Here is a 21608-nt window from a genome sequence, read left to right as displayed (position 1 = left end):
GGTACTGCCATTATTGAGCTACGCACTGTAATCGGGAGAAGAGGAGAGTATGATGAAAAAGTTGTGGAGAAGCGCAACAGTTCTGACTTGTCTGCTGGTGTTGGCGCTTGGCATGACCGTCTGTGCGGCGGAAGCGACGATTCTCAAAGGAATTACCATTGAGGGTGTAGATGTGTCAGGAATGACGAAAGACCAGGCAATAAGCGCGTTGGAAGCCTATGAGACAAAACTGGGTGAGGAGATTTTGAAGCTGAAGATCGGGAACAATGAGCTGGATGCCCCATTGTCATCTTTTGGTGTAACCTATTCCAATGAAGACGCAGTGACAAGTGCGTTAAGAGTCGGCCGTACCGGCAATATCGTAAAACGTTATAAAGACCAGAAGGACCTGCAGCACAGTGGTATGAATTATACCTTGAGCCGTCAGGCTAACAAAGAAATGGTTAAGGTGTATGTGGAAGAGACCTGCACTCAGTATGACCAGCCGGCGAAGAATGCTTCTCTGAGCCGTGAAAACGGCGCATTTACTTTTGTACCGGGAGAACAGGGTGTAGAGCTGAATACAGACAGTTCCATTCAGGCTATTGTGAATTATCTGGAAAATGACTGGACAGATGGGGAAAATTCTCTGGAGCTTCCGGTACAGGTAACGGAACCGGAGGGAAGTGCCGAGGATCTGGCTTATGTAAAGGATTTGCTTGGATCCTTCACCACCAGTTTTTCTACTTCCGGTGCGGATCGTTCCAAGAATGTAAACAGTGGTGCAAAACATGTGAATGGAACGGTACTATATCCGGGCGAGACATTTTCTATGTATGAGACGGTAGCGCCATTTACCGCAGAAAATGGGTATGCCATGGCGGGATCCTATCTGAATGGTGAAGTGGTCGACAGTATGGGAGGCGGTATCTGCCAGGTATCTACGACCCTTTACAATGCAGTTCTGCGGGCAGAGCTGGAAGTGGTGGAGCGTTCTCCTCATTCCATGACCGTTCATTATGTAGAACTGTCTGAGGATGCGGCTATTGCCGGAACCTATAAGGATTTTAAATTCAAGAATTCTACGGATTACCCGATTTATATAGAAGGATATACTACTTCTGATAAGAAGATTACATTTAATATCTACGGAAAAGAAACCAGAGACAGCAACCGGAGCATTTCCTTCGAGAGTGTTCTGGTAAATGAAGTAAAGCCGAACACCATCTTAAGAGATGATGCCGGACAGGGACTTGGTTATAAGAACGTATCTGCCGGAAAGACCGGATATGTGGCAGAGCTTTACAAGATCGTAAAGGTCAATGGTGTGCAGACAGACCGGATTAAGATCAATAAGAGTACTTACAAGGGCAGTGACCGTGTTGTTACCTATGGTACGGCAGGAGATCCGACGTTGTCGGAGAATCTGAGGGCGGCCATCGCAGCACAGGACGAGGCACTGGCGGACGCGAATGTAGCAGCGGCTAATGCGGCTAATGCAGCTGCGGCAGCTGCGGCACCGGCACAATAACGGAGGCGAAAGAACCCATGGAGATAGGAAAGGTACCGGAAAGTATATTAAAAAGAGCAGTTTTCCGTCAGATTCATACCAAGAGAGATGAAGTGCTGGTAGGAGCCGGAGTGGGCGAGGACTGTGCAGTCATGCAGCTGGCGCCGGATGAAGTGTTTGTGCTCTCTACAGACCCGATTACGGGAACGGAGAAAGATATGGGAACGTTGGCCCTGCAGATTACGGCTAATGACCTGGCAAGCGCGGGAGCGGAACCGGTAGGAGTTCTTCTGACTGTTTTACTGCCGCCTTCTGCGGATGAGCCTCTGATTCGGAGGCTGATGCAGGAAGTGGAATGCGCCTGTGAGAAACTGCATATACAGGTAATGGGTGGACACACGGAGGTGACGGCAGTAGTCAATCAACCGGTCATCTCTGTGACCGGAGTGGGTAAGGCAAAGAAAGACCGTCTGATCACCACCGGCGGAGCCCATGTGGGGGATGACGTGATCGTGACCAAGTGGATTGGAATCGAGGGAACCTCCATCATTGCAAAAGAAAAAGAAGAAGAACTAAAACAACATTTCACCGGAAGCTTTGTGGATCAGGCGAAAGCCTTTGATCAGTATCTTTCGGTGGTTCCAGAGGCCATGGTGGCTGTGGCTCATGGAGTCACGGCCATGCACGACGTAACGGAAGGCGGTATCTACGGAGCGCTCTGGGAACTGGCAGAGGCATCCGGCGTGGGACTGGAGATTGATCTGAAAGCAATCCCCATCCGTCAGGAAACCGTAGAGGTCTGTGAGCAGTTTCATCTGAACCCGTACCAGTTGATTTCCAGCGGTTCTATGCTGATGGCGGCACCCGACGGACTGGGTCTGGTGCAGGCACTGAAGAAAGCCGGAATTCCGGCGTCGATTGTAGGACGCTGCGTGGAAGGAAAAGCAAAGAAGATAGTGAACGGGGAAGACACTGCTTATCTGGAAAGACCGAAGACAGACGAATTATATAAGATATATGAGTAGGGGAATAGAGAAATGAGAGAAAAGATTTTAACATACATCGAGCGGAACAGTCGTGTGGATCTGAAAGATCTTGCTATTATGCTGGGAACGGACGAAGCAGCAGTGGCAAATGAGATCGCTGATATGGAAAAAGAAGGCGTGATCTGTGGCTATCATACACTGATTGACTGGGATAAGACCAGCTCCGAGAAAGTAACCGCGCTGATTGAGGTAAAGGTAACTCCGCAGAGAGGTCTGGGATTTGACAAGATTGCAGAGAGAATCTACAACTATCCGGAAGTAGACTGTGTCTATCTGATTTCCGGAGGATTTGACTTTATGGTCATGATCGAGGGCAAAACCATGCGCGGCGTGGCACAGTTCGTATCCGAGAAGCTGTCCACACAGGAGTCCGTATTGAGCACTGCAACGCATTTCATTCTGAAGAAATATAAAGATCATGGCTCTGTGATGGTAAATCCGTCAAAAGATGAAAGGATGTTGGTGACCCCATGAGAAACCCACTGTCTGAAACCATTGTAAATATTAAACCATCCGGAATCCGTAAGTTCTTTGATCTGGTAAGTGAGATGAATGATAAGGATGTGATCTCCCTTGGTGTAGGTGAGCCGGACTTTGACACACCCTGGCATGTAAGAGATGAGGGAATCTATTCCTTGGAAAAAGGACGGACCTTCTATACGTCCAATTCCGGACTGAAAGAATTAAGAGAAGAGATCTGCAACTATCTGGACCGCCGCTACCAGGTATCCTACGACTGGCATCATGAGACGATTGTAACCGTTGGTGGCAGTGAGGGTATTGACATTGCCATGCGTGCCATGCTGGATCCGGGGGATGAAGTGCTGATCCCACAGCCGAGCTATGTATCCTATGAACCTTGTGCGATTCTGGCAGGCGGAAAGCCGGTGATTATCGAGCTGAAGGCAGAAAATGAATTCCGGCTGACACCGGAGGAACTGCTGGAGCACATTACGGATAAGACGAAGATTTTAGTGCTTCCGTATCCGAACAATCCTACCGGAGCCATTATGGAGCGGGCGGATTTGGAAAAAATTGCAGAGATCGTCATGGAGAAAGATATCTTTGTCCTGTCCGATGAGATTTACAGCGAGTTAAGTTACAAGGGCGACCACGTAACCATCGCTTCCATTCCGGGCATGAAAGAGCGTACGATCCTGATCAACGGATTTTCCAAGGCTTATGCTATGACCGGATGGCGTCTGGGCTATGCCTGTGGACCGAGAGAGATTATTGAACAGATGACGAAGATTCATCAGTTTGCGATTATGTGTGCACCGACGACCAGCCAGTATGCGGCCGTAGAAGCCATGAGAAACGGAGATACAGATGTGGCTACCATGAGGGAGGCTTATGATCAGCGTCGTCGTTATCTGGTTAATGCATTTAAAGAGATGGGACTGGAATGCTTTGAGCCTTACGGCGCATTCTATATTTTCCCGTGTATTAAAGAATTTGGCATGACGTCGGAAGAATTTGCGGAGCGTTTCCTGATGGAAGAGAAAGTAGCCGTTGTACCGGGCACCGCATTTGGCGACAGCGGAGAAGGATTCTTGCGTATTTCTTATGCATATTCTCTGCAAAATCTGAAGGCTGCACTGGCAAGACTGGAGCGCTTTGTTGAGAAACTTCGTGCGGAGCAGAAGGGGCAGGCGTAAGAAATGCTGAATATTGTACTTTACGAGCCGGAGATTCCGGCCAATACCGGAAATATCGGCAGAACCTGCGTGGCAACCGGGACAAGGCTTCACCTGATTGAACCGCTTGGGTTCAAATTAAGCGAAAAACATCTGCGTCGTGCCGGTATGGATTACTGGAAAGACCTGGATGTGACTACGTATATGGATTATGAGGATTTTCTGAACCGAAATCCAGGGGCGAAGATCTATATGGCGACTACAAAAGGCCCCAATGTCTATACAGAGGCTCATTTTGAGCCGGACTGTTACATTATGTTCGGAAAAGAAAGTGCGGGAATCCCGGAAGAAATTCTTCATGAGAATAAGGAGAATTCCATCCGTATTCCCATGAATCCAAGTATTCGTTCGCTGAATCTGTCTAATTCCGTAGCGATTGTGCTTTATGAAGCGCTGCGGCAGCAGAATTTTGCGAACATGCAGATGACAGGAACACTTACGAAATACGACTGGGATTAAGAAATGACGGGAAAGAAACGGAAGAGTCTGGCGGGAAGACTGCTTTGTCTCACGCTGGCGCTTTGCCTTGGCTTTTCTTCTTGCACCGCACTGGCGGCCAGCAAGGATACGCAGGACAAGATTGACAAGGTCAAGCAGGAGAAAAGCGAAGCAGAGGAAGAGAAGAAAAAGACGGAGCAGGAACAGAATAAACTGAATAACGCCAAGTCCGAGATGGAAAATTATCTGAAGGAGCTGGATAATCAGTCTAAAAGCCTGAATGAGCAGGTGGCAGAACTGGATCAGCAGATTACAGATAAGGAGAGCCAGGTCAGCTCCATGGAGGGGCGGATCGAAGAGGCGCAGGCGGATCTGGACAAGCAGTACGAGGATATGAAAACCCGTATCCAGTACATGTATGAAAATGATCAGACTGCCATACAGAGCATTATCACGGCGGCTCTTACGGGTGGTCTTACCGGACTTCTGAACCAGGTGGAATATACGGTCAGCGTCAATCAGTACGACCGGAATATGCTGGAAAATTATAAAGTGTCCAAAGCGGATCTGGATGACCAGTATGCAAAATTGCAGGATGAGCAGGATGCGCTGGAACTTTTGAAGACAGAGACTGAGAAGAAGAAACAGCAGGTGGCAGACCAGCAGGCAGCTACAGGTTCCAAACTGAGTGAATATGAGAAACTCCTTGCCCAGAAAGAGGGCGAGATCACGGACATGGCAGAGTTCATTAAGGAAAAGACGGATCTCCTCAATCAGTTGATTGCCAAAGCGGCTCAGGAAGAGGCAGCGGCTCGTATCAGGGCAGCACAGCAGGCGGCAGCATCCATGAACACCTCTGGCAATATTCAACAGGCAGATTCAGGAATCTCCGGTGGAAGTGTTTCCTTGAGTGATTATGAGATCATGATGCTTGCCACAATTATTTACTGTGAGGCGGGCAATCAGGGAACGGACGGCCAGCTGGCAGTGGGTTATGTCATTATGAACCGGATCCGAAGCTCACGATTTCCTAATACGCTGGAAGGGGTGCTTCGCCAGTCGAAACAATTCGAACCGGTGGGTTCAGGGCGTTTTGATCTGGTGCTGAAAGCGGAGCAGGATGATGATATTCCGAACATTGTCACCCAGTCCTGCTGGAATGCGGCACGGGCGGTAGTGAATGGAACCAGCAACGTGGGAGAGTCCTTGTTCTTCCGTACCTGGGCACCGGTACCATCTCTGGTAACGAACCTGCAGAATGGCGGTGTGCCCTACTGGATTATTAAAGACCATATTTTCTATTATTACTGGACCAGTTATACAACAGGTTCCTCCAGCAATAATAATACGTCAAATGATGACGATGACGACGATGAGGATGAAAGCGAAGATATAGAAGATGATGATACCAAGAAAGATGATTCTTCAGAGAAAGATTCGGATAATAAAACCCCAGATGTAACACCGACTCCGACACCTTCGCCTGAACCTGAACCGGATAATTCCGGAAACACTTCAACCGAGACACCAGACAATTCTGGAAGTGTTTCAACAGAGACGCAGACACCGGATGACAGCAGTACTTCTTCCGAAACAGAGGAAAAGACGTCATCTCCGCCGACATCGGATAATTAAAAAATCTATATTTTCAGGAAACACGGCTGTAATGGGGAAACAGCTGCTGTTTCCTTTTTTATTTTTAAGAAAAAGGAGAAAAAGAAGTATGAGCGGTTTTAAAAATCTTCATCCGATCTGCAGTTTTTCCTATTTTGCAATAGCTATCATTCTGGTACTGGTCTGCCAGACCCCCGTTGCCATGGTGGAAGCTTTAGCCGGAGCAGTTTTTTTTCTGCATTGTACGGAAGGAGGAAAGGTATGGAAACGCCTTCGCTATCTTTTGCCAATGCTTTTGCTGATTGCATTTGCAAACCCGCTTTTGAATCACAGAGGTGTGACAAGACTTGTGAAAATCATGAACCAATGGGTGACTCTGGAAGCGTTGTGTTATGGAATCACGGCGGGACTGTCTTTGGCTGCGCTGATTTTATGGTTTGGATGTTATCAGGAAGTGATCACCAGTGATAAATTTCTCTATCTGTTTGGAAAGGCGGCACCTGGAACTGCATTATTGATTTCCATGGCACTGAATCTGGTGCCGAAGCTGGAACAGGAGTTGCAGCAGATCCGGGAAGGACAGGAGATGCTGTATCCGGATAAACCGGGGCATATGGAAAAGATACGAAAGGCCATCCGTCATGTATCAACACTATTGGGATGGAGCCTGGAGAATACGGTGGAGCAGGTAGATTCTATGAAAGCCAGAGGATATGGGCTTCGGAGAAGGACAACCTTTCATCTGTTCCGGTTTGAATCCGGAGACCGAAAATTTATGCTGCTTTTATTGCTTTTAGGAGGAAGCTGCATTGCGGGGCGTTGTCTTGGCTATGGAACCATGGAATTTTATCCAAGAATGGACAGCATTGTGAATGGTGCAGGGGATATTTTATTTTATCTGGTATTTATGGCATTCATGTGGCTGCCGGGACTGATGGAATGGAAGGAGGAATTGTTATGGCGCTCTTACGATTTGAATCTGTAAGCTTCCGTTATCCGGATGCGGAAACGAACGCATTAGAGGCGCTTTCTTTTTCAATAGAAAAGGGAGAATATGTGGTTGTATGCGGAGAGTCGGGCTGCGGAAAGACCACGCTCCTCAGAATGACAAAATCAGAGCTTCGACCTGTCGGACAGGGAGAAGGTACGGTATATTATAAAGATAAACCAGTGCAGCAGCTTAATGCGGAACAAAGTGCATTTAAAATAGGATTCGTGCAGCAGAATCCGGATAATCAGATTGTCACAGACTATGTATGGCATGAGCTGGCATTTGGACTGGAAAATATGGCACTTCCGGTGCAGGATATCAGACGGCGGGTCAGTGAGATGGCAAGTTTCTTTGGAATGGAAGAATGGTTTCACAAGAAGACCTGTCAGTTGTCAGGTGGCCAGAAACAGATGCTGAATCTGGCGGCGGTTATGGCCATGGATCCGGAGGTGCTGATTCTGGATGAACCGACCAGTATGCTGGATCCGCTGGCGGCGGCGAACTTATTGGGAATGGTACGGCGGATTAACCGGGAACTGGGGGTGGCGGTGCTGATCTGTGAGCATCGGCTGGAAGAGGTGTTTCAGACCGCAGATCAGATCCTGTTAATGAAAAGAGGAAAAATACTGTGGAAAGATACACCGGAACGGATTGCAGAACATTTACAGCAGGATCCGGACAGCTCCAGAATCTACTACGGACTCCCGGGGGCGGTGCGAATCTTCGGTGAATTGAGAAAGCAGGGCATATACCCGGAGGGGAAAAAACTTCCGCTGAATATCCGGGATGCGAGAAATGCCCTTGCAGAGTTACGGACAGACGGTCAGTATGTGATCAGAACATTGGAGAAAGAGAAAAAAGATAACACAGAGCAAAATGTCATAGAAGCAAAGGAACTTTGGTTCCGTTATGAGAAAAATGCGCCGGATATTCTGCGCAGCATGGATTTTCAGTTAAAAAAAGGCGAAATATTTACACTGCTGGGCGGCAATGGAGCCGGAAAAAGTACTTTTCTGAAGTTGGCTGCCGGATTATTACGTCCGCAGAGGGGAAAAGTAAAGACTTCAGAAGGCATGCGGCTCGCCATGCTGCCTCAGAGTCCCCAGGCATTATTTCACTATGATACGGTCTGGGAGGAATTTCTGGAAAGTGCGGTGGCAGGCTGGAAGGAGGAGGCTGCTAGACAGAAAGCAGAAGAGATGGCAGCTTTTCTGGAACTGGATGGAAAGAAGTTTTCTCATCCCTATGATTTAAGCGGTGGGGAGATGCAGCGGGCAGCGGTAGGAAAGCTGCTTTTGCAGCGGGCCGATATTCTTCTCATGGACGAACCTACCAAAGGACTGGATGCGTATCTGAAGCAGTCGCTGGCGGAAATGCTCAGAAAGCTTGCGGATCAGAAATTGTCCATTCTTATGGTGACTCATGATCTGGAATTTGCAGCATCCTATGCAGACCGGTGTGGACTTTTATTTGACGGACAACTCATATCGGAAGATGAACCTCATGGGTTTTTCTCTGGCAACCGATTTTATACGACGGCAGCCGGATTGATTGCCGGGGATCGGATTGAAAAAGTCATTACCTGCGGGGAGGTGATCGCAGCATGTCAGAATGCAGAATAAGGAAAAAGAGAAGCAGAATTGCCGCATGGGGAATTACCTTTCTGCTTCCACTGCTTCTGGTGTTCTACAGCTGGTTTATGGAACATAGGCCGCGACTTCATGATCCTAAGGAATGGAATCTGCAAGATACATTGATTCAGAATTCAGACCTTCTGATGGCAGCGGTATTTCTGGTATTATCTCTGTTACCATTTTATCTGATGTTTGACCGCAGAAAAGCCCAAGCCAGGGACCTGGTGCCCATTGCGCTGATGGCCGCCATGTGTGTGGTGGGGAGGACGGCATTTTCCATTGTGCCGCTGCCAAATTTTAAGCCAGTGACAGCGATTGTCATGATTACGGGGATTGCCTTTGGTCCGGAGGCGGGGTATCTGACCGGAGCGCTGGCAGCTCTTTTGAGCAATTTCCTTTTTGGACAGGGACCCTGGACGCCCTGGCAGATGTTTAGCTGGGGAATCGTGGGATTTTTGACCGGAACCTTGTACCGGACCGGAATCTTTGGAACGGTGGGACAGGCGGCTACTGATGAAGAAGGAAAGAGAAAAAAGCCGATATTGCTGTGCGTGGCTGGATTTCTCTTCAGCGTTTTGTACGGCTGGATTATGAACCTCCAGTATATTCTGGGGTATGTGCGTCCGTTCAGTCTGCAGGCAGTGGCTGCTTCTTATCTGTCCAGCGCATGGTTTGATATCAGCCATGGTATCTGTACGGCATTAGTGCTCTGGGTGGCGGCGGAACCTTGGGTGAGAAAGTTAAGTAGAATCAAACGCAAGTTTGGTCTGGATGGAGAGGAGTATGTATGGGGAAAAAAATAAAACAGCTGTTGCTGGCAGTTTTGCTTTGCTTTCTCATGACGGGATGCGGATATGGAGGAAACAGCGGAGAGACTTATAGGGTTCAAATATCCATTCGCTGCGATAACGCAGTAGCAAAAGGACTTTGTGAACAGAAGAAATGGAAAGGCATTCTGCCGGAAGATGGGGTGATCCTGCCGGATACGGAAGTGGAAGTACAGGAAGGAGACACTGTTTTTGACCTGCTCTGTAAAATCCGTGATGAGGAAGGTATTCAGATGGAATATAATGGGGGCAAAGGGACAGAGTACATTGAAGGAATCGGAAACCTGTATGAATTTGACGGAGGCCGTTGGAGTGGCTGGATGTATAGCGTCAATGGTGAATACCAGAATATGGGATGTGGCAAGTGCAAGCTGGCCGATGGAGATGTGGTCCGCTGGGATTATACCTGTGATCTGGGCCTGGATCTCGATGCAGATATGCCGGGAGCACAGGAGTGGATGGATACGCATGAGTAACAGGAAAGGTGGAAGGCGCAGTGAAATTTCAGATGAACATAACAACGTCTTATGACGATGTATGCAGATTTTTTTCTGCAGATGATCTGAAGAGCTTTTATAAAAGCCATGGGTGTGACGGACTGGAGGTCATGCCGTTAGACAATTATGATCCGGCAGATCTGGAACACCCCATACCACCGGAAGAGTGTAGCCTGATTCGGTCGTCCATGGTGCGAGGCGTGCATTGCTGCTGCCTGGGAGACTGGATGGACAAAGACCGGGAAGAATTGATCCGCCATTACCGGAAGGATCTGGACTATGCGAAATGGATGGGAGCAGAGTATGTGGTTTTTCATGTGGTGCAGGTCAATGACGAGGAAGGATTTACATACGTCATGCAGCATGAAGACCGGGAAGTGTTGACAGCAGCGGCATCCTTTATCAATGAACTTCTGGAGGGACAGGATTACGACTTCTGGTTTCTCATGGAGAACTTATGGTGGCCGGGACTTAACTTCCTTTCACCGGAAGATACCCGTTATCTGTTGGAACGGGTACATTATGAGAAGAAAGGATTTATGCTGGATACAGGACATTTCCTGCACACCAATCTGGATCTGAAGACTCAGGAAGAAGGCGTGGACTATTTGAACCAGATGCTGGATGCGCATGGAGATCTGGTTTCATATATCAAAGGTATTCATCTGCAGCAGTCCCTGACGGGAGATTATGTCAAAGAGTGGCTGAGTACCCGCCATGAACTGCCGGAAGATCCGTCGGAACGGTTCTGCAAGGTATATGAACATATTTTCAAAATTGATAAGCATGAACCTTTTACTGCAGAAGGGGTACCTGCCATGGTACAGCGGATACAGCCGTTATATGTGACCTATGAATATATTACAAGGAGCAGGGAAGAACTGGGAAAATATTTGGATCAGGGAAAAATTTTGTTAATGGATTGTCAAAAAAATAAGAATGTGCTATAACCTGACTTTTGCAGCTAAATGGATATAAAAAACCCGCCAAACCCAGTAAATACAGGGCTTAAGGAAATGTGCTTCGATATGTTCTTTTGTCCAGACATACACGGGTCTGGCTTCCATTTCGCTGGTTAAGAGCATGTAGTTTTTTCTTTCTGATTGTCCAATTAAAAAGAATTCAGCCTCTTGATTGCACAGGCTGAATGTGTTATATTGATAACAATGATTTGCAGTCTGCGTATTAACAGAGCAGGTAAAGGAGAATCCCGTGAGAATCGGGGGGGGGGGTTACGACGCTGTAAGCATGTTACGGACATGGGAAAGTAATTTGTAAAATGTTCGCACCATGTGACTCAGACATCTGCTGCGGAACATTGGAATAACAATTATATATTCTTTAAGAGCACGATAAGACGGGTGCAGGTAAGGAGACTTACTTGCATCCTTTTTTTGTGCCATTACATAAATGGGAGACAGAAATCTATATAACAAGGAGGAAGAGATGAAAAAGCGTATTACATCTATGTTTTTGGTACTGCTGATGGTGCTGAGTCTTATGCCGGCAACGGTACAGGCAAGTCCGGCATCCAGTGGAAGCGGAACCAAAGATGATCCGTATCTGATCGCCACCGCACAGGATCTGGTGGATTTCAGAAATGAGGTCAATGCATCAAAGAAGAAGTCAACATCCACGCTGTGTGCGAAACTGACAAAGGATATTGATTTAAGCAATCTGGAAGGCGACTGGGAGCCAATCGGCAAAGCAACCAATACTTATAATGACTATGTGACATATGGCGGTACTTTTGATGGTGACGGTCATACGATCTCCGGTCTTTCTATCAATGCCACTACTGCTTATCAGGGATTGTTTGGCTATGTAAAAGGCGGAGAGATCAAAGACCTGACGGTGGCCGGAAGTGTGACCACATCAACCAAATCTTCCGCATATGCGGCAGGTATCGTGGGTTATGGATCTCCGGTCACCATAGAGAACTGTGTGAATCAGGCAACGGTTACGGCAACACAGAAAGGAAATATTGCAGGAATTGTCGGATATACAAGTACGACAGGAAGCAGTATCAGTGGCTGTACGAATCAGGGAGCAGTCAGCGGTGCAGGAGATTATGTGGGAGGCATTGTTGGAGCAGCCAATAATACAGTGATAGAGAATTGTATAAACAGTGCAGAGATTGTGGAAACTGGTAAGCCAGGTGGATATAACTATTGCGTGGGAGGTATCGCAGGTGCAATTAACAGTTCCTCTTCTATTGAACGCAGTGGAAATACAGGAAAGATTACCAGTACTCTCAAACGTACCGGAGGTGTGGTAGGAAGTGCGGCTGGTACAGTTCAGTCCTGCTTTAATACTGGTGATGTGACGGGTATCTATTCCCTGGGAGGTATTGCAGGAGGCTGTGCGTCATCCAATACGAAGATAACAGATTGTTATAATTGGGGAAAAGTAGAGAGCCTGACACCAGCCAGTACATTTAGTGATACAGCAACAAAAGGAGTTGGAGGTGTTGTTGGAGATCCTTGTTCCGCTTCCAATAGTGGGAGTATACTGACCAATTGTTATAATGCAGGAACAATTGTAAATAAATCTACAATTGCAGACATTGTTTCGGGTGGTGTAGTAGGAAGCAGCTCTGGGAACAGTTATTCAGGAATGAAAACCAATCTCATCACGGCCCAAAACTGCTACTATTTATCCGCAGATGGTCTGAACGGCGATGGCGCCAATGCAGATGCGTCAGGCATCACTGCGAAGACGGCAGATGAGTTAAAAGCATCTAACATGGCAAGTCTGCTGGGTGGTTCTTATATTTCTCAGACGGACAACTATCCGATCCTCGGATGGCAGGATCCGGATGCAGAATATACGGTAACATTTGATGTCACTCCAAAGGATGCAAAGCTTACAGTTAAACAGAACGATACAGAGATCTCTCCGAAAGAGGATGGAAGCTACGCACTGAAAAATGGTACCTATACATATGAAGTGTCAGCTCCTGAATGTCAGACTGAGACCGGCAGCTTTACCGTTGCTTATGGTGGACAGACAATTACAGTCGCATTAAAAGAAGCACTCTATGATGTGGTATTTACGACGGTTCCTGCAGATGCGGAACTGACGGTGGCTGGACGGACTCCGGAGGCAGATGGACGGACCTACCGCCTGCCCAAATCCGGTAATCCTTACAGCTATACATTGAAAGCGTTTGGATATGAAGAGAAGACAGGCAGCTTCTCGGTGACTGGCGATAAAGCAGCGGATGCACAGAGTATCACCATGACAGAGCTTGCAAAGCAGAAGGTGACATTTGGTAATATTACTGCGGCTGATGGCAAAGAGATCACACCGGTGATCACAGTGACCTGTCAGGAGTGGCCGGGTGAGAATCTGCAGGCACAGGCAGATGGAAGCTACGCACTTCCGGCAGGAACTTATAATTATGTCATCTCCTGTTCCGGGTATAAATCTGTCAAGAACAGCTTTACCGTAGAGAATCAGGCAGTACAGATCCAGGCATATACACTGGAGGTGCAGACTGCATGGGACGGAGAGAATTATACGGAGCCGCAGAAGAATGAAAGCGGAGCATATCTCATCGGTTCCCCGGATGAACTCATGTGGTTTGATGAACATGCCAAGATGACGGACTCCGCAGTGCTGACGGCTGATATTACGATCAATGAAGATGTGAATGCAGGAGCAACCGAACTTTATAAATGGACGCCCATTGGATGGTATAAGAGCTATGATTCATCTGCTAAATATATGGGTACATTTGACGGTGATGGACATACCATTTCCGGTCTCTATGTTTCTATGACCGGATCAGGTTATACATCGAATTATGTAGGATTGTTCGGATATGCCGGAACGGACAGTAAGATCAGCAACCTTACGATAACGGACAGTAAGATCGAGGCGTCCGGATCTTATCGTGGAAATAATGTAGGAGCGATTGCAGGTAATGCCTATGACATAGAGAACTGCCATGTGACGGACAGTGTAACCGTTACGGGAAGCAATTATGTTGGAGGTGTAGCAGGTTCTGTAGATAACTCAATTACAGCATCTTCCAATGCAGGCACTGTTACAGCAACAGCAAATAGAGCTGGTGGTGTGACGGGAAGAGTTCAGTCCAACAAGACGACTGCCATGACCGAATGCTATAACAGCGGATCCGTGAAAGGAGCTTCTCTCGTTGGCGGACTTGTGGGCGACCTTTATAATGGTGGAACTATCAGTGACTGTTACAATACAGGTACCGTAACTGCTACTACCGGTGTGGCGGGTGGTCTGACCGGAAATTTCCGTTCAGGAGTTATAAAAAATGCTTACACCAGCATCATGCCATCAGCGGCAAATGCAGGAAGTGTGGCAGGAAAGCTGGAATGGGCAAGTGGACAGAAGACTTTAGATCAGGTCTTCGTTCTACAGAGTGAGTTAAATACGGTAGGAAATCTTAACAGCTGTACTATCCAGACCGGTGATGCAAAACCGAAGACAGCAGAAGAGCTAAAAGCACTGGCAGACACTCTGGGAGACAAGTTTGCAGAAGACAGCGAGAATAGTAATCAGGGCTATCCGATCCTCAAGTGGCAGGCAGGAAGCGACGAACCGGATCCGGATCAGCCGGTCGTAGATCCGGCTGGCTGGGATGGTCATACAGCCACACAGCCTGCACAGGAGAATGGCATCTACCAGATCTCCACAGCGGCTGAACTGAAGTGGTTTGCAGATACAGCAAAGGCGACAACAAACATCCAAGGTGTGTTGAAGATTGATGTGGATCTGAATCATCAGGCATGGACACCGATCGGCGGAACCACGTCGGACAGCGCATTTGCCGGAATCCTTGACGGTGCAGGCTATACAGTGAAGAACCTGTACTGCAAGACCAATGGTGAAGCAGGTCTCTTTGCATGGAATAAAGGTACGATCAAGAACCTGAAAGTAACCGGAAAAGTGATCAGCGGAGACTGTGCAGCAGCCATTGCGTCTCAGAATCAGGGAACCATTGAGAACTGTATTGCTGATGCAGCAGTAACTGGTGGAAATTATACAGCCGGTATTACCGGAGAAAATAACGGAATCATTACCAGCTGTACCAACCAGGGTGCAGTCAGCGGTGCCCAGTATGTGGGTGGAATTGCTGGAGAGAACACAGCATCGAAGAACAGTACAGCAAAGATCTCCGGCTGCATCAATACAGGTATGATCCGTGCAACCGGATATATGGCGGGCGGCATCGCTGGAAATAATGATGGATATGGAGAAAATTTTGCCGCAGCATTGATCGAAAATGTGGCAAATAGCGGTCATATTATCAATACAGACGCCACCATGCGCAGTTACGCCGGTGGTTGTGTAGGACGTAATAACGGAAAAGTTGACAAGCTGTACAACAGTGGCAGTGTGGAAAGCATGGGCGGCTGTGTAGGCGGTACCCTCGGACTGAATGTTACGAAAGCTGAGAAGAGCAATCTGTACAACATCGGAGATGTGACCGGCGGAGACTTTGAAGATGACGGTTATCCGACCGACAATCAGGTAAGCTCTGAATCAGAACTTGCCCAGGCAAAAAATCAGATGACCGAGGTGCTCACACGTCTTGGCAGTAAAGAAGCCATCAGCGGAACCCTTTCCATCAATGGAACTGCTGAAGTAGAGGCGACAGTGACTGCTCAGTACACCGGAGATCAGACTGGTCTGATCTATATCTGGTACTACAGCTATGGTGAAAACGATGATGTAGTTCTGGCGATCACAGAGAAACCGGAGTACAAGATTCCGCAGAATATGGCAGGAAGAAAGCTTCGGGTCAAAGCACTCTGTGCAGATGCATCAGGAGTGCTGAAGGCAGAGACAGAAAGTGCAGTGAAAGGTCTGACTGGTTCTCTGAAGATCGAAGGAGCACCGGTAGTCGGAAGAACACTGACAGCAGTATTCAAATCTTCTGACAGCGTACCTGTAAAATATCAGTGGTATCAGGAGGGCAAGACCCCGATCGAAGGAGCGACCGGCGAGACTTATACCGTGACAGCGGCAGATCAGGGTAAAGTCCTGACTGTGCGCGTTACCAGCGATCAAGTGGCAGGTATGCTCGAGGCCTCCACAAAGACAGTCACCACAGCAGCAGATGCAGATATGTGGGAAAGTGCTCAGTGCACTGAGCCTGCCAATGTAGGCGGTGTCTACATGATCGGGACTGAGAAGGAACTGCATTGGTTTGCCAGCGAGGTGAATGGAGGCAATACGGCGATCAGCGGTAAGCTGCTGAACGATATTAAACTTACTACAGACAACTGGTATCCCATTGGCCGTAGTGGTCATGCATATGCAGGTACCTTTGATGGCAATGGAAAACATATTACGAATCTGAAGATCACATCTGCGAAAGATGAGACCGGATTCTTCGGATTGATCGCAGGCGGAGGAAAAGTTAAGAGCCTGAATCTGTCAGGTACTGTCACAGTTACCGGTGATGGATCCCAGACCGGTGGAATTGCCGGTGCTATGGAAGATGTAGAGAAAGCTTCAAGCATCACAGACTGCAGCTTTTCAGGAAGTGTCAGCGGCAATATCCAGGTTGGAGGAATCGTGGGCTGTGTGGGTCTCCATAACAATGTGGAGCGCTGCAGCAATACGGCGGCAGTTAGTGGAAAAGAGTTGATCGGTGGAATCGCCGGAGCGAACTCTTATGGAAATATCCGTTATTGCCGTAATACAGGAACAGTTGGAAATGATAAGGCAGAACAGGTTGGAGGAATTGTCGGAGAACATCAGAATTATGCGGAACTGATTGGTTCTTACAATACAGGAGCTGTCAGCGGAGCAGATTATATCGGTGGAATCGCAGGTAATGTCTATGTGGCATCCATGCCGCTGGGCTGTTATAATGTGGGAACAGTAAGTAGTGGTATGCATTGCGGCGGCGCAGTGGGAAGCTTTGGCGGAGATGATTATATCACGATCAAGAAGGGAAGCTTCTATCAGGGACCGCTCTCTGCGGCATATCAGGCAAATGGTGCGAAGATGCGGAGCGCAGAGGATATGAAGAAAGAGTCCTTCGTATCGGAACTGAATGCGGATGCATATGTGACCTGTTATACAAAAGACACGCAGAATAAGAACAACGGATATCCGATCCTGACATGGGAAGTAGATGGATTCCAGGTTACATTTGATGCGAACGGCGGCGACTGTGATATCACAAATGTGAATGTAGCAGTGAATGGTTCTCTCAATGAACTTCCGACTCCATATCGATGGAATTATAAGTTTGACGGCTGGTTTACAGAAAAAGATGGTGGAGAAGCCATTACAACTGAGACGAAATTCAAGGCAGATACCGTTCTCTATGCGCACTGGACACTGATTCGTCCGTCAACTGGAGAACAGAACAAAAAGACCGTGTATTTTTCACTTTCACTTGATGGAAAGTATGTAACTGGAAATGATGCAGACAGCACATTACTTGCAATGGTTCCGGTGGATGTGGAATATTTTGACCTCTCTGCATATGATCTGCAGAAGTATATGATAACTGAAAATGGCGCACCGGTGGAGCAGCCGACTGTACTGCATCTGATGATCCAGATGCTGGAAAAATATTATCTGAGTGATGGATCAAGAGTGACGAACAATTCTTCTGCAATGACAGTTACAGGTGGATTCAGTCATATGTATTTCCAGAAATTCTGGGGACACGGTGAAAACCTGACCTATTTCCTGAATCATCAGTATCCGCTGATGAAGCCGGGTATGGGTGCTACGGCAGATTATATGACCCTGGAAGATGGTGATGTAATTGATGTTGCCATGTACAGTAATCAGAATTTCTACAAAGATGCCAATGCCGGATTCCCGTATTTCACTTTGACAGACGGTACGGCAGCAGAGCAGATGGAGATGACAGCAAGCGAACCCAGGAAAGTAGTGCTTCGCCGTGGCTGGGCGAATATGAACACAGGTGAGCCGACAGATATGACGGTTGCCGGTGCAAAGGTGTACTATACAACAGACCCGTCATTACCAAAAGAGCAGTGGACCGAGATGGGTACGACAAGAGATGATGGAAGCATTATCTGCAGATTCCCAGATGCAGGAACCCAGTATCTGATGGTGGAAGGAACGGATGTGAGTGCTCCGGCCATCTGTAAAGTGATGGTACAGCCAGGGGCAGAGCAGCTTCCGGATCAAGGATATGCACTCTCTGTATCAGGAGGCAGTGCAAGCCTTCCGATTGGAGATGATGTACAGGCAGTGATCACAGTTAAGAGTAAGGATGAGACCACTTACAATGCGTATGATCTGACAGTGACCTATGATCCTGCGGTACTGACTTATAAGGGAATCAATGATGCCAATGTTTCCAATCTGAAGGTGACAGACGATGGATCTGGAACACTGAGGATCACTGGCTATGGAGAAGACCGTACCGTTGGCATCGATAGTATCTTATTGACATTTACCGGAAATGCAGCAGGTGAGAGTAATATCACTGTCACAGCAGCAAAGATCGATAAGAGCGAACATGCCACCACCGCAGATGCTCCGAATGCACAGATTCTGAATGATTCCTGTAAAGTGACGGTGGAAAATATCCATAAAGTGACTCTGGTAGGAGAGATCCATGGTGACTCCACGGTAAAAGACGGAACGGATTACCGGATCAATCTGAACGACCAGCATTATGATTATGAGATCACGGCTCAGATGAATGGACAGAACGTGACGGCTGAGAAGAAGACGGATACCAATGGAGAGATTTATTACAACATCGGCAATGTAACCGGCGATCTGAATGTGACAGCCACCAGAACACCGAAGACCTATACGATAACCACAGATGGAACCGGAAAAGAAGATCTGACAGCAGCAGGATCGGCTACTTATCTTCAGGATTACACCTTTACGGTAGATAAGAAATATGGTTACACCTACCTTGTGACCGTGAAGAAAAATGGGGAAGACTGCCCGGTAAGTATGGATGCAGACCAGAAGACCTATACCATCGCAGGAATCAATGTGACTGGTGATATCCAGATCACTGTGAGCAAAGAGGTAGACATGTCTACCAGAACAAAGATCAACTTCACAGGCAATGGCTCTGGTAACGTGACCGGCGGAACAACTCAGCTGGCCATGAAAAATCAGGAATTTATCTTTGAGATGACAGCAACGGATGTGTATGAATACATCCTGAAGCTGGAAGACGGAACAGTCCTGATTCCGGAGGCAGACGGCAAGACCTACAAGATCCCGGCTTCGAAAGTGACTGGTGAAGAACTGAACGTTACCGCTGAGCGGAAAGGTATTATTACACAGACGGTCAGCAAGTATCTGGATCTGGGAGACGAGAAGGCGATCTGGTTGGTAACGGCTTCTGGTGCAGTGGACGATGGAAATATCCTGACCTATGACACGCACAGCATGTACTGGTCCACGAACTACCAGGCATATGCATATCTGCTGATCTCTGATAAGAGCCAGAGTGAAGTAGAGGCAGAAGCAGCTGGTAAGGTACAGGAAGCTGCAGGAACAAAGCAGACCCTTGCATATGACTATGACGTGAACGGTACTGGAACAGTGAGTATCAATGATGTCCAGCTCATCTACAATATGTACAATGCTATGTATGAGAATTTTGACATGGCTACCATGGAAAAATTCCTGAATGCAGATGTGAACAATGACCGCAAGGTCAATGTACTGGATGCAAGCCAGGCAGTACAGGAGATGATCAAGAGAAATAAGTAGTGACAAAAATATCGCGGATGCCAATTGGTGTCCGCGATATTTTTGTTGTGAATCTGATTATAAAGGTAATTTTTCCTTTGTATGTCTGGACAAAAGAACATATCGAAGCACATTTCCTTAAGCCCTGTATTTACTAGGTTTGGCGGGTTTTTTATATCCATTTAGCTGCAAAAGTCAGGCGGATACAGCCGTTGTATGTGACCTATGAATATATTACAAGGAGCAGGGAAGAACTGGGAAAATATTTGGATCGGGGAAAAATTTTGTTAATGGATTGTCAAAAAAATAAGAATGTGCTATAGTGAAATTGTGCATTACAGTCTGCGTTGTTTTGATGAAAACAATGGACAGGAAAAGACAACCCTGTGAGATTCAGGGAGGAATGCGTCGCTGTAATTGTTCGATAAAGTGTGTCGAACATAACTCAGACATCTGCTGTAAAGTACTTTGGTTACAATTGAATTGATTTTCATTTTTATGACGGACAGTAAGACAGACGGCTGCAGAGTATTCTGCAGCTGTTTTTTTGTCGTATAGGAACGGCAATAGAAAAACTTATCTTGGGAGGAACTATGAAGAGTAAAACAATAGCAAAAGTAGGTGCATTTTTGACAGCATTTACTGTTTTTGCGGGAAGTATGCTGCCGGTGTATGCAGCAAGTGTGGACGAAACAGACTCCACGGAGGAAAGTACGGCTGCAGCAGCGGAAGGAGACGAGGAAAGTTTTCTTTTCCAGCTGGAAGTAGATGGAAAAGATACGGTCAATGTGAATCCCGGCGATGTGATTACGGTTTCCTTTACCCTGAAGCGGACAGATGCAGAGGAAGCATATACCATGTATGCCATGCAGGATGAGATTGCTTATGACAGTAATTTCTTTGAATTGGTAGATGGAAGTGCATTGGTGACCAACGGTATTGAGACCAGAGATCTTGCCATGAGAGATAACATGAGAAAGTTCTATATGAACTATGTTTCCATGAGCGGCGGTGATAGCTGGCAGCCAAGCATTTTGATTGGAACCTTTCAGCTGAAAGTCACCGGAACGGAAGGGAGCTCCACGATTTCCAATGAAGACTGCCTGGTATCCTATCAGGACGGTTCCGGTTCTTATCCGTCCGAGACCAAAGATGTGACGGTCGTTGTCAGCACAGACTGCAAGGTTCACTATGAAACCAATGGCGGAAGCGCAGTGGATGATGTGACGGCGGTGCTGGGAGAGAAGCTGCAGAAACCGGAGGATCCGGTGCGGGAGGGTTATTATCTGGAAGCATGGTGTACCGATATGGACCTGAACAATGCATGGGATTTCTCAGAAGATACAGTTAAAGGAAACATGACCCTTTATGCAAAATGGGCAGAGGGCGAACCGCAGAGCGAGTCGCAGACAGGCCAGTACGGAATCATTGTTGTTATTGTGATTTTGGCGGCTGCCGCAGGCGGTGCGGTATGGTATCGTAAAAAGAAACAGTCATAAATAAACTTTACAGTCTGCGTTGCCTTGGGAAAAGGTAATCTGCAGGAAAAGAGAACCCTGTGAGATTCAGGGAGGAATGCGTCGCTGTAATTGTCCGACAGAAGAACGGACATAACTCAGATATCTGCTGTGAAGGATACAAATTACAATTATATTTTCATTTTTTTTTAGGCG

The 21608-nt window shown here is 47.3% G+C and carries 13 protein-coding genes; all 13 read left to right on the top strand.

Features of this window, described 5'->3' with window-relative positions; all coding sequences use genetic code 11:
* Positions 1–49: 49 nt before the first annotated feature.
* The gene (locus ACZMB2_RS05905; RefSeq protein ID WP_487595955.1) at positions 50–1510 is read left to right on the top strand and encodes a VanW family protein; all 1461 of its coding nucleotides are present in this window, start codon (positions 50–52) and stop codon (positions 1508–1510) included.
* Positions 1511–1527: 17 nt separating this feature from the next.
* A complete protein-coding gene (locus ACZMB2_RS05900) occupies positions 1528–2514 on the top strand; it encodes an AIR synthase family protein (protein WP_487595954.1) in 987 nt (328 codons plus the stop codon).
* Between the two features lie 12 nt (positions 2515–2526).
* Positions 2527–3009, top strand: a complete 483-nt coding sequence (locus ACZMB2_RS05895) for an Lrp/AsnC family transcriptional regulator (protein ID WP_118771152.1) — start codon at positions 2527–2529, stop codon at positions 3007–3009.
* Positions 3006–4193 (top strand): aminotransferase class I/II-fold pyridoxal phosphate-dependent enzyme, encoded by a 1188-nt coding sequence (locus ACZMB2_RS05890; protein WP_487595953.1) that lies wholly within the window; start codon positions 3006–3008, stop codon positions 4191–4193. The genes ACZMB2_RS05895 and ACZMB2_RS05890 overlap by 4 nt, the downstream gene beginning before the upstream one ends.
* Positions 4194–4196: 3 nt before the next feature.
* On the top strand, positions 4197–4691 hold the full coding sequence (trmL, locus tag ACZMB2_RS05885; RefSeq protein ID WP_118771154.1) for a tRNA (uridine(34)/cytosine(34)/5-carboxymethylaminomethyluridine(34)-2'-O)-methyltransferase TrmL: 495 nt from the start codon (positions 4197–4199) through the stop codon (positions 4689–4691).
* A gap of 3 nt (positions 4692–4694) precedes the next feature.
* On the top strand, positions 4695–6305 hold the full coding sequence (locus ACZMB2_RS05880) for a cell wall hydrolase (RefSeq protein ID WP_487595952.1): 1611 nt from the start codon (positions 4695–4697) through the stop codon (positions 6303–6305).
* A gap of 88 nt (positions 6306–6393) precedes the next feature.
* Entirely contained in the window at positions 6394–7269 is an 876-nt protein-coding gene (locus ACZMB2_RS05875; RefSeq protein WP_308459505.1) for an energy-coupling factor transporter transmembrane component T, read from the top strand.
* Complete coding sequence (locus tag ACZMB2_RS05870) at positions 7242–8897, top strand: ABC transporter ATP-binding protein (protein ID WP_487595951.1); 1656 nt, start codon at positions 7242–7244, stop codon at positions 8895–8897. The genes ACZMB2_RS05875 and ACZMB2_RS05870 overlap by 28 nt, the downstream gene beginning before the upstream one ends.
* Positions 8879–9712 carry an ECF transporter S component gene (locus tag ACZMB2_RS05865; RefSeq protein ID WP_487595950.1) on the top strand — a complete coding sequence of 278 codons (834 nt, stop codon included), beginning with the start codon at positions 8879–8881 and terminating at the stop codon, positions 9710–9712. The genes ACZMB2_RS05870 and ACZMB2_RS05865 overlap by 19 nt, the downstream gene beginning before the upstream one ends.
* Complete coding sequence (locus ACZMB2_RS05860) at positions 9697–10212, top strand: DUF4430 domain-containing protein (protein WP_118771159.1); 516 nt, start codon at positions 9697–9699, stop codon at positions 10210–10212. The genes ACZMB2_RS05865 and ACZMB2_RS05860 overlap by 16 nt, the downstream gene beginning before the upstream one ends.
* Before the next feature lie 20 nt (positions 10213–10232).
* Positions 10233–11183, top strand: coding sequence for a TIM barrel protein (locus ACZMB2_RS05855; RefSeq protein WP_308459502.1), 951 nt, complete (start codon positions 10233–10235; stop codon positions 11181–11183).
* 496 nt (positions 11184–11679) lie between these two features.
* Complete coding sequence (locus ACZMB2_RS05850) at positions 11680–19956, top strand: GLUG motif-containing protein (protein WP_487595949.1); 8277 nt, start codon at positions 11680–11682, stop codon at positions 19954–19956.
* Positions 19957–20528: 572 nt separating this feature from the next.
* A complete protein-coding gene (locus tag ACZMB2_RS05845) occupies positions 20529–21434 on the top strand; it encodes an InlB B-repeat-containing protein (RefSeq protein ID WP_487595948.1) in 906 nt (301 codons plus the stop codon).
* The last annotated feature ends 174 nt before the right edge of the window (positions 21435–21608 follow it).

The organism is Hominiventricola sp. (genome assembly GCF_057604405.1).
The sequence above is the reverse complement of the archived record's forward strand: the minus strand, read 5'-3'. Positions and strand labels throughout refer to the sequence as shown.

Bases quoted from the DNA above. Each gene is read 5' to 3' on its own strand.
- trmL (WP_118771154.1), top strand. From the start codon at position 4,197: ATGCTGAATATTGTACTTTACGAGCCGGAGATTCCGGCCAATACCGGA.
- ACZMB2_RS05845 (WP_487595948.1), top strand. From the start codon at position 20,529: ATGAAGAGTAAAACAATAGCAAAAGTAGGTGCATTTTTGACAGCATTT.
- ACZMB2_RS05900 (WP_487595954.1), top strand. From the start codon at position 1,528: ATGGAGATAGGAAAGGTACCGGAAAGTATATTAAAAAGAGCAGTTTTC.
- ACZMB2_RS05850 (WP_487595949.1), top strand. From the start codon at position 11,680: ATGAAAAAGCGTATTACATCTATGTTTTTGGTACTGCTGATGGTGCTG.
- ACZMB2_RS05890 (WP_487595953.1), top strand. From the start codon at position 3,006: ATGAGAAACCCACTGTCTGAAACCATTGTAAATATTAAACCATCCGGA.
- ACZMB2_RS05895 (WP_118771152.1), top strand. From the start codon at position 2,527: ATGAGAGAAAAGATTTTAACATACATCGAGCGGAACAGTCGTGTGGAT.
- ACZMB2_RS05905 (WP_487595955.1), top strand. From the start codon at position 50: ATGATGAAAAAGTTGTGGAGAAGCGCAACAGTTCTGACTTGTCTGCTG.
- ACZMB2_RS05875 (WP_308459505.1), top strand. From the start codon at position 6,394: ATGAGCGGTTTTAAAAATCTTCATCCGATCTGCAGTTTTTCCTATTTT.
- ACZMB2_RS05860 (WP_118771159.1), top strand. From the start codon at position 9,697: ATGGGGAAAAAAATAAAACAGCTGTTGCTGGCAGTTTTGCTTTGCTTT.
- ACZMB2_RS05865 (WP_487595950.1), top strand. From the start codon at position 8,879: ATGTCAGAATGCAGAATAAGGAAAAAGAGAAGCAGAATTGCCGCATGG.
- ACZMB2_RS05870 (WP_487595951.1), top strand. From the start codon at position 7,242: ATGGCGCTCTTACGATTTGAATCTGTAAGCTTCCGTTATCCGGATGCG.
- ACZMB2_RS05880 (WP_487595952.1), top strand. From the start codon at position 4,695: ATGACGGGAAAGAAACGGAAGAGTCTGGCGGGAAGACTGCTTTGTCTC.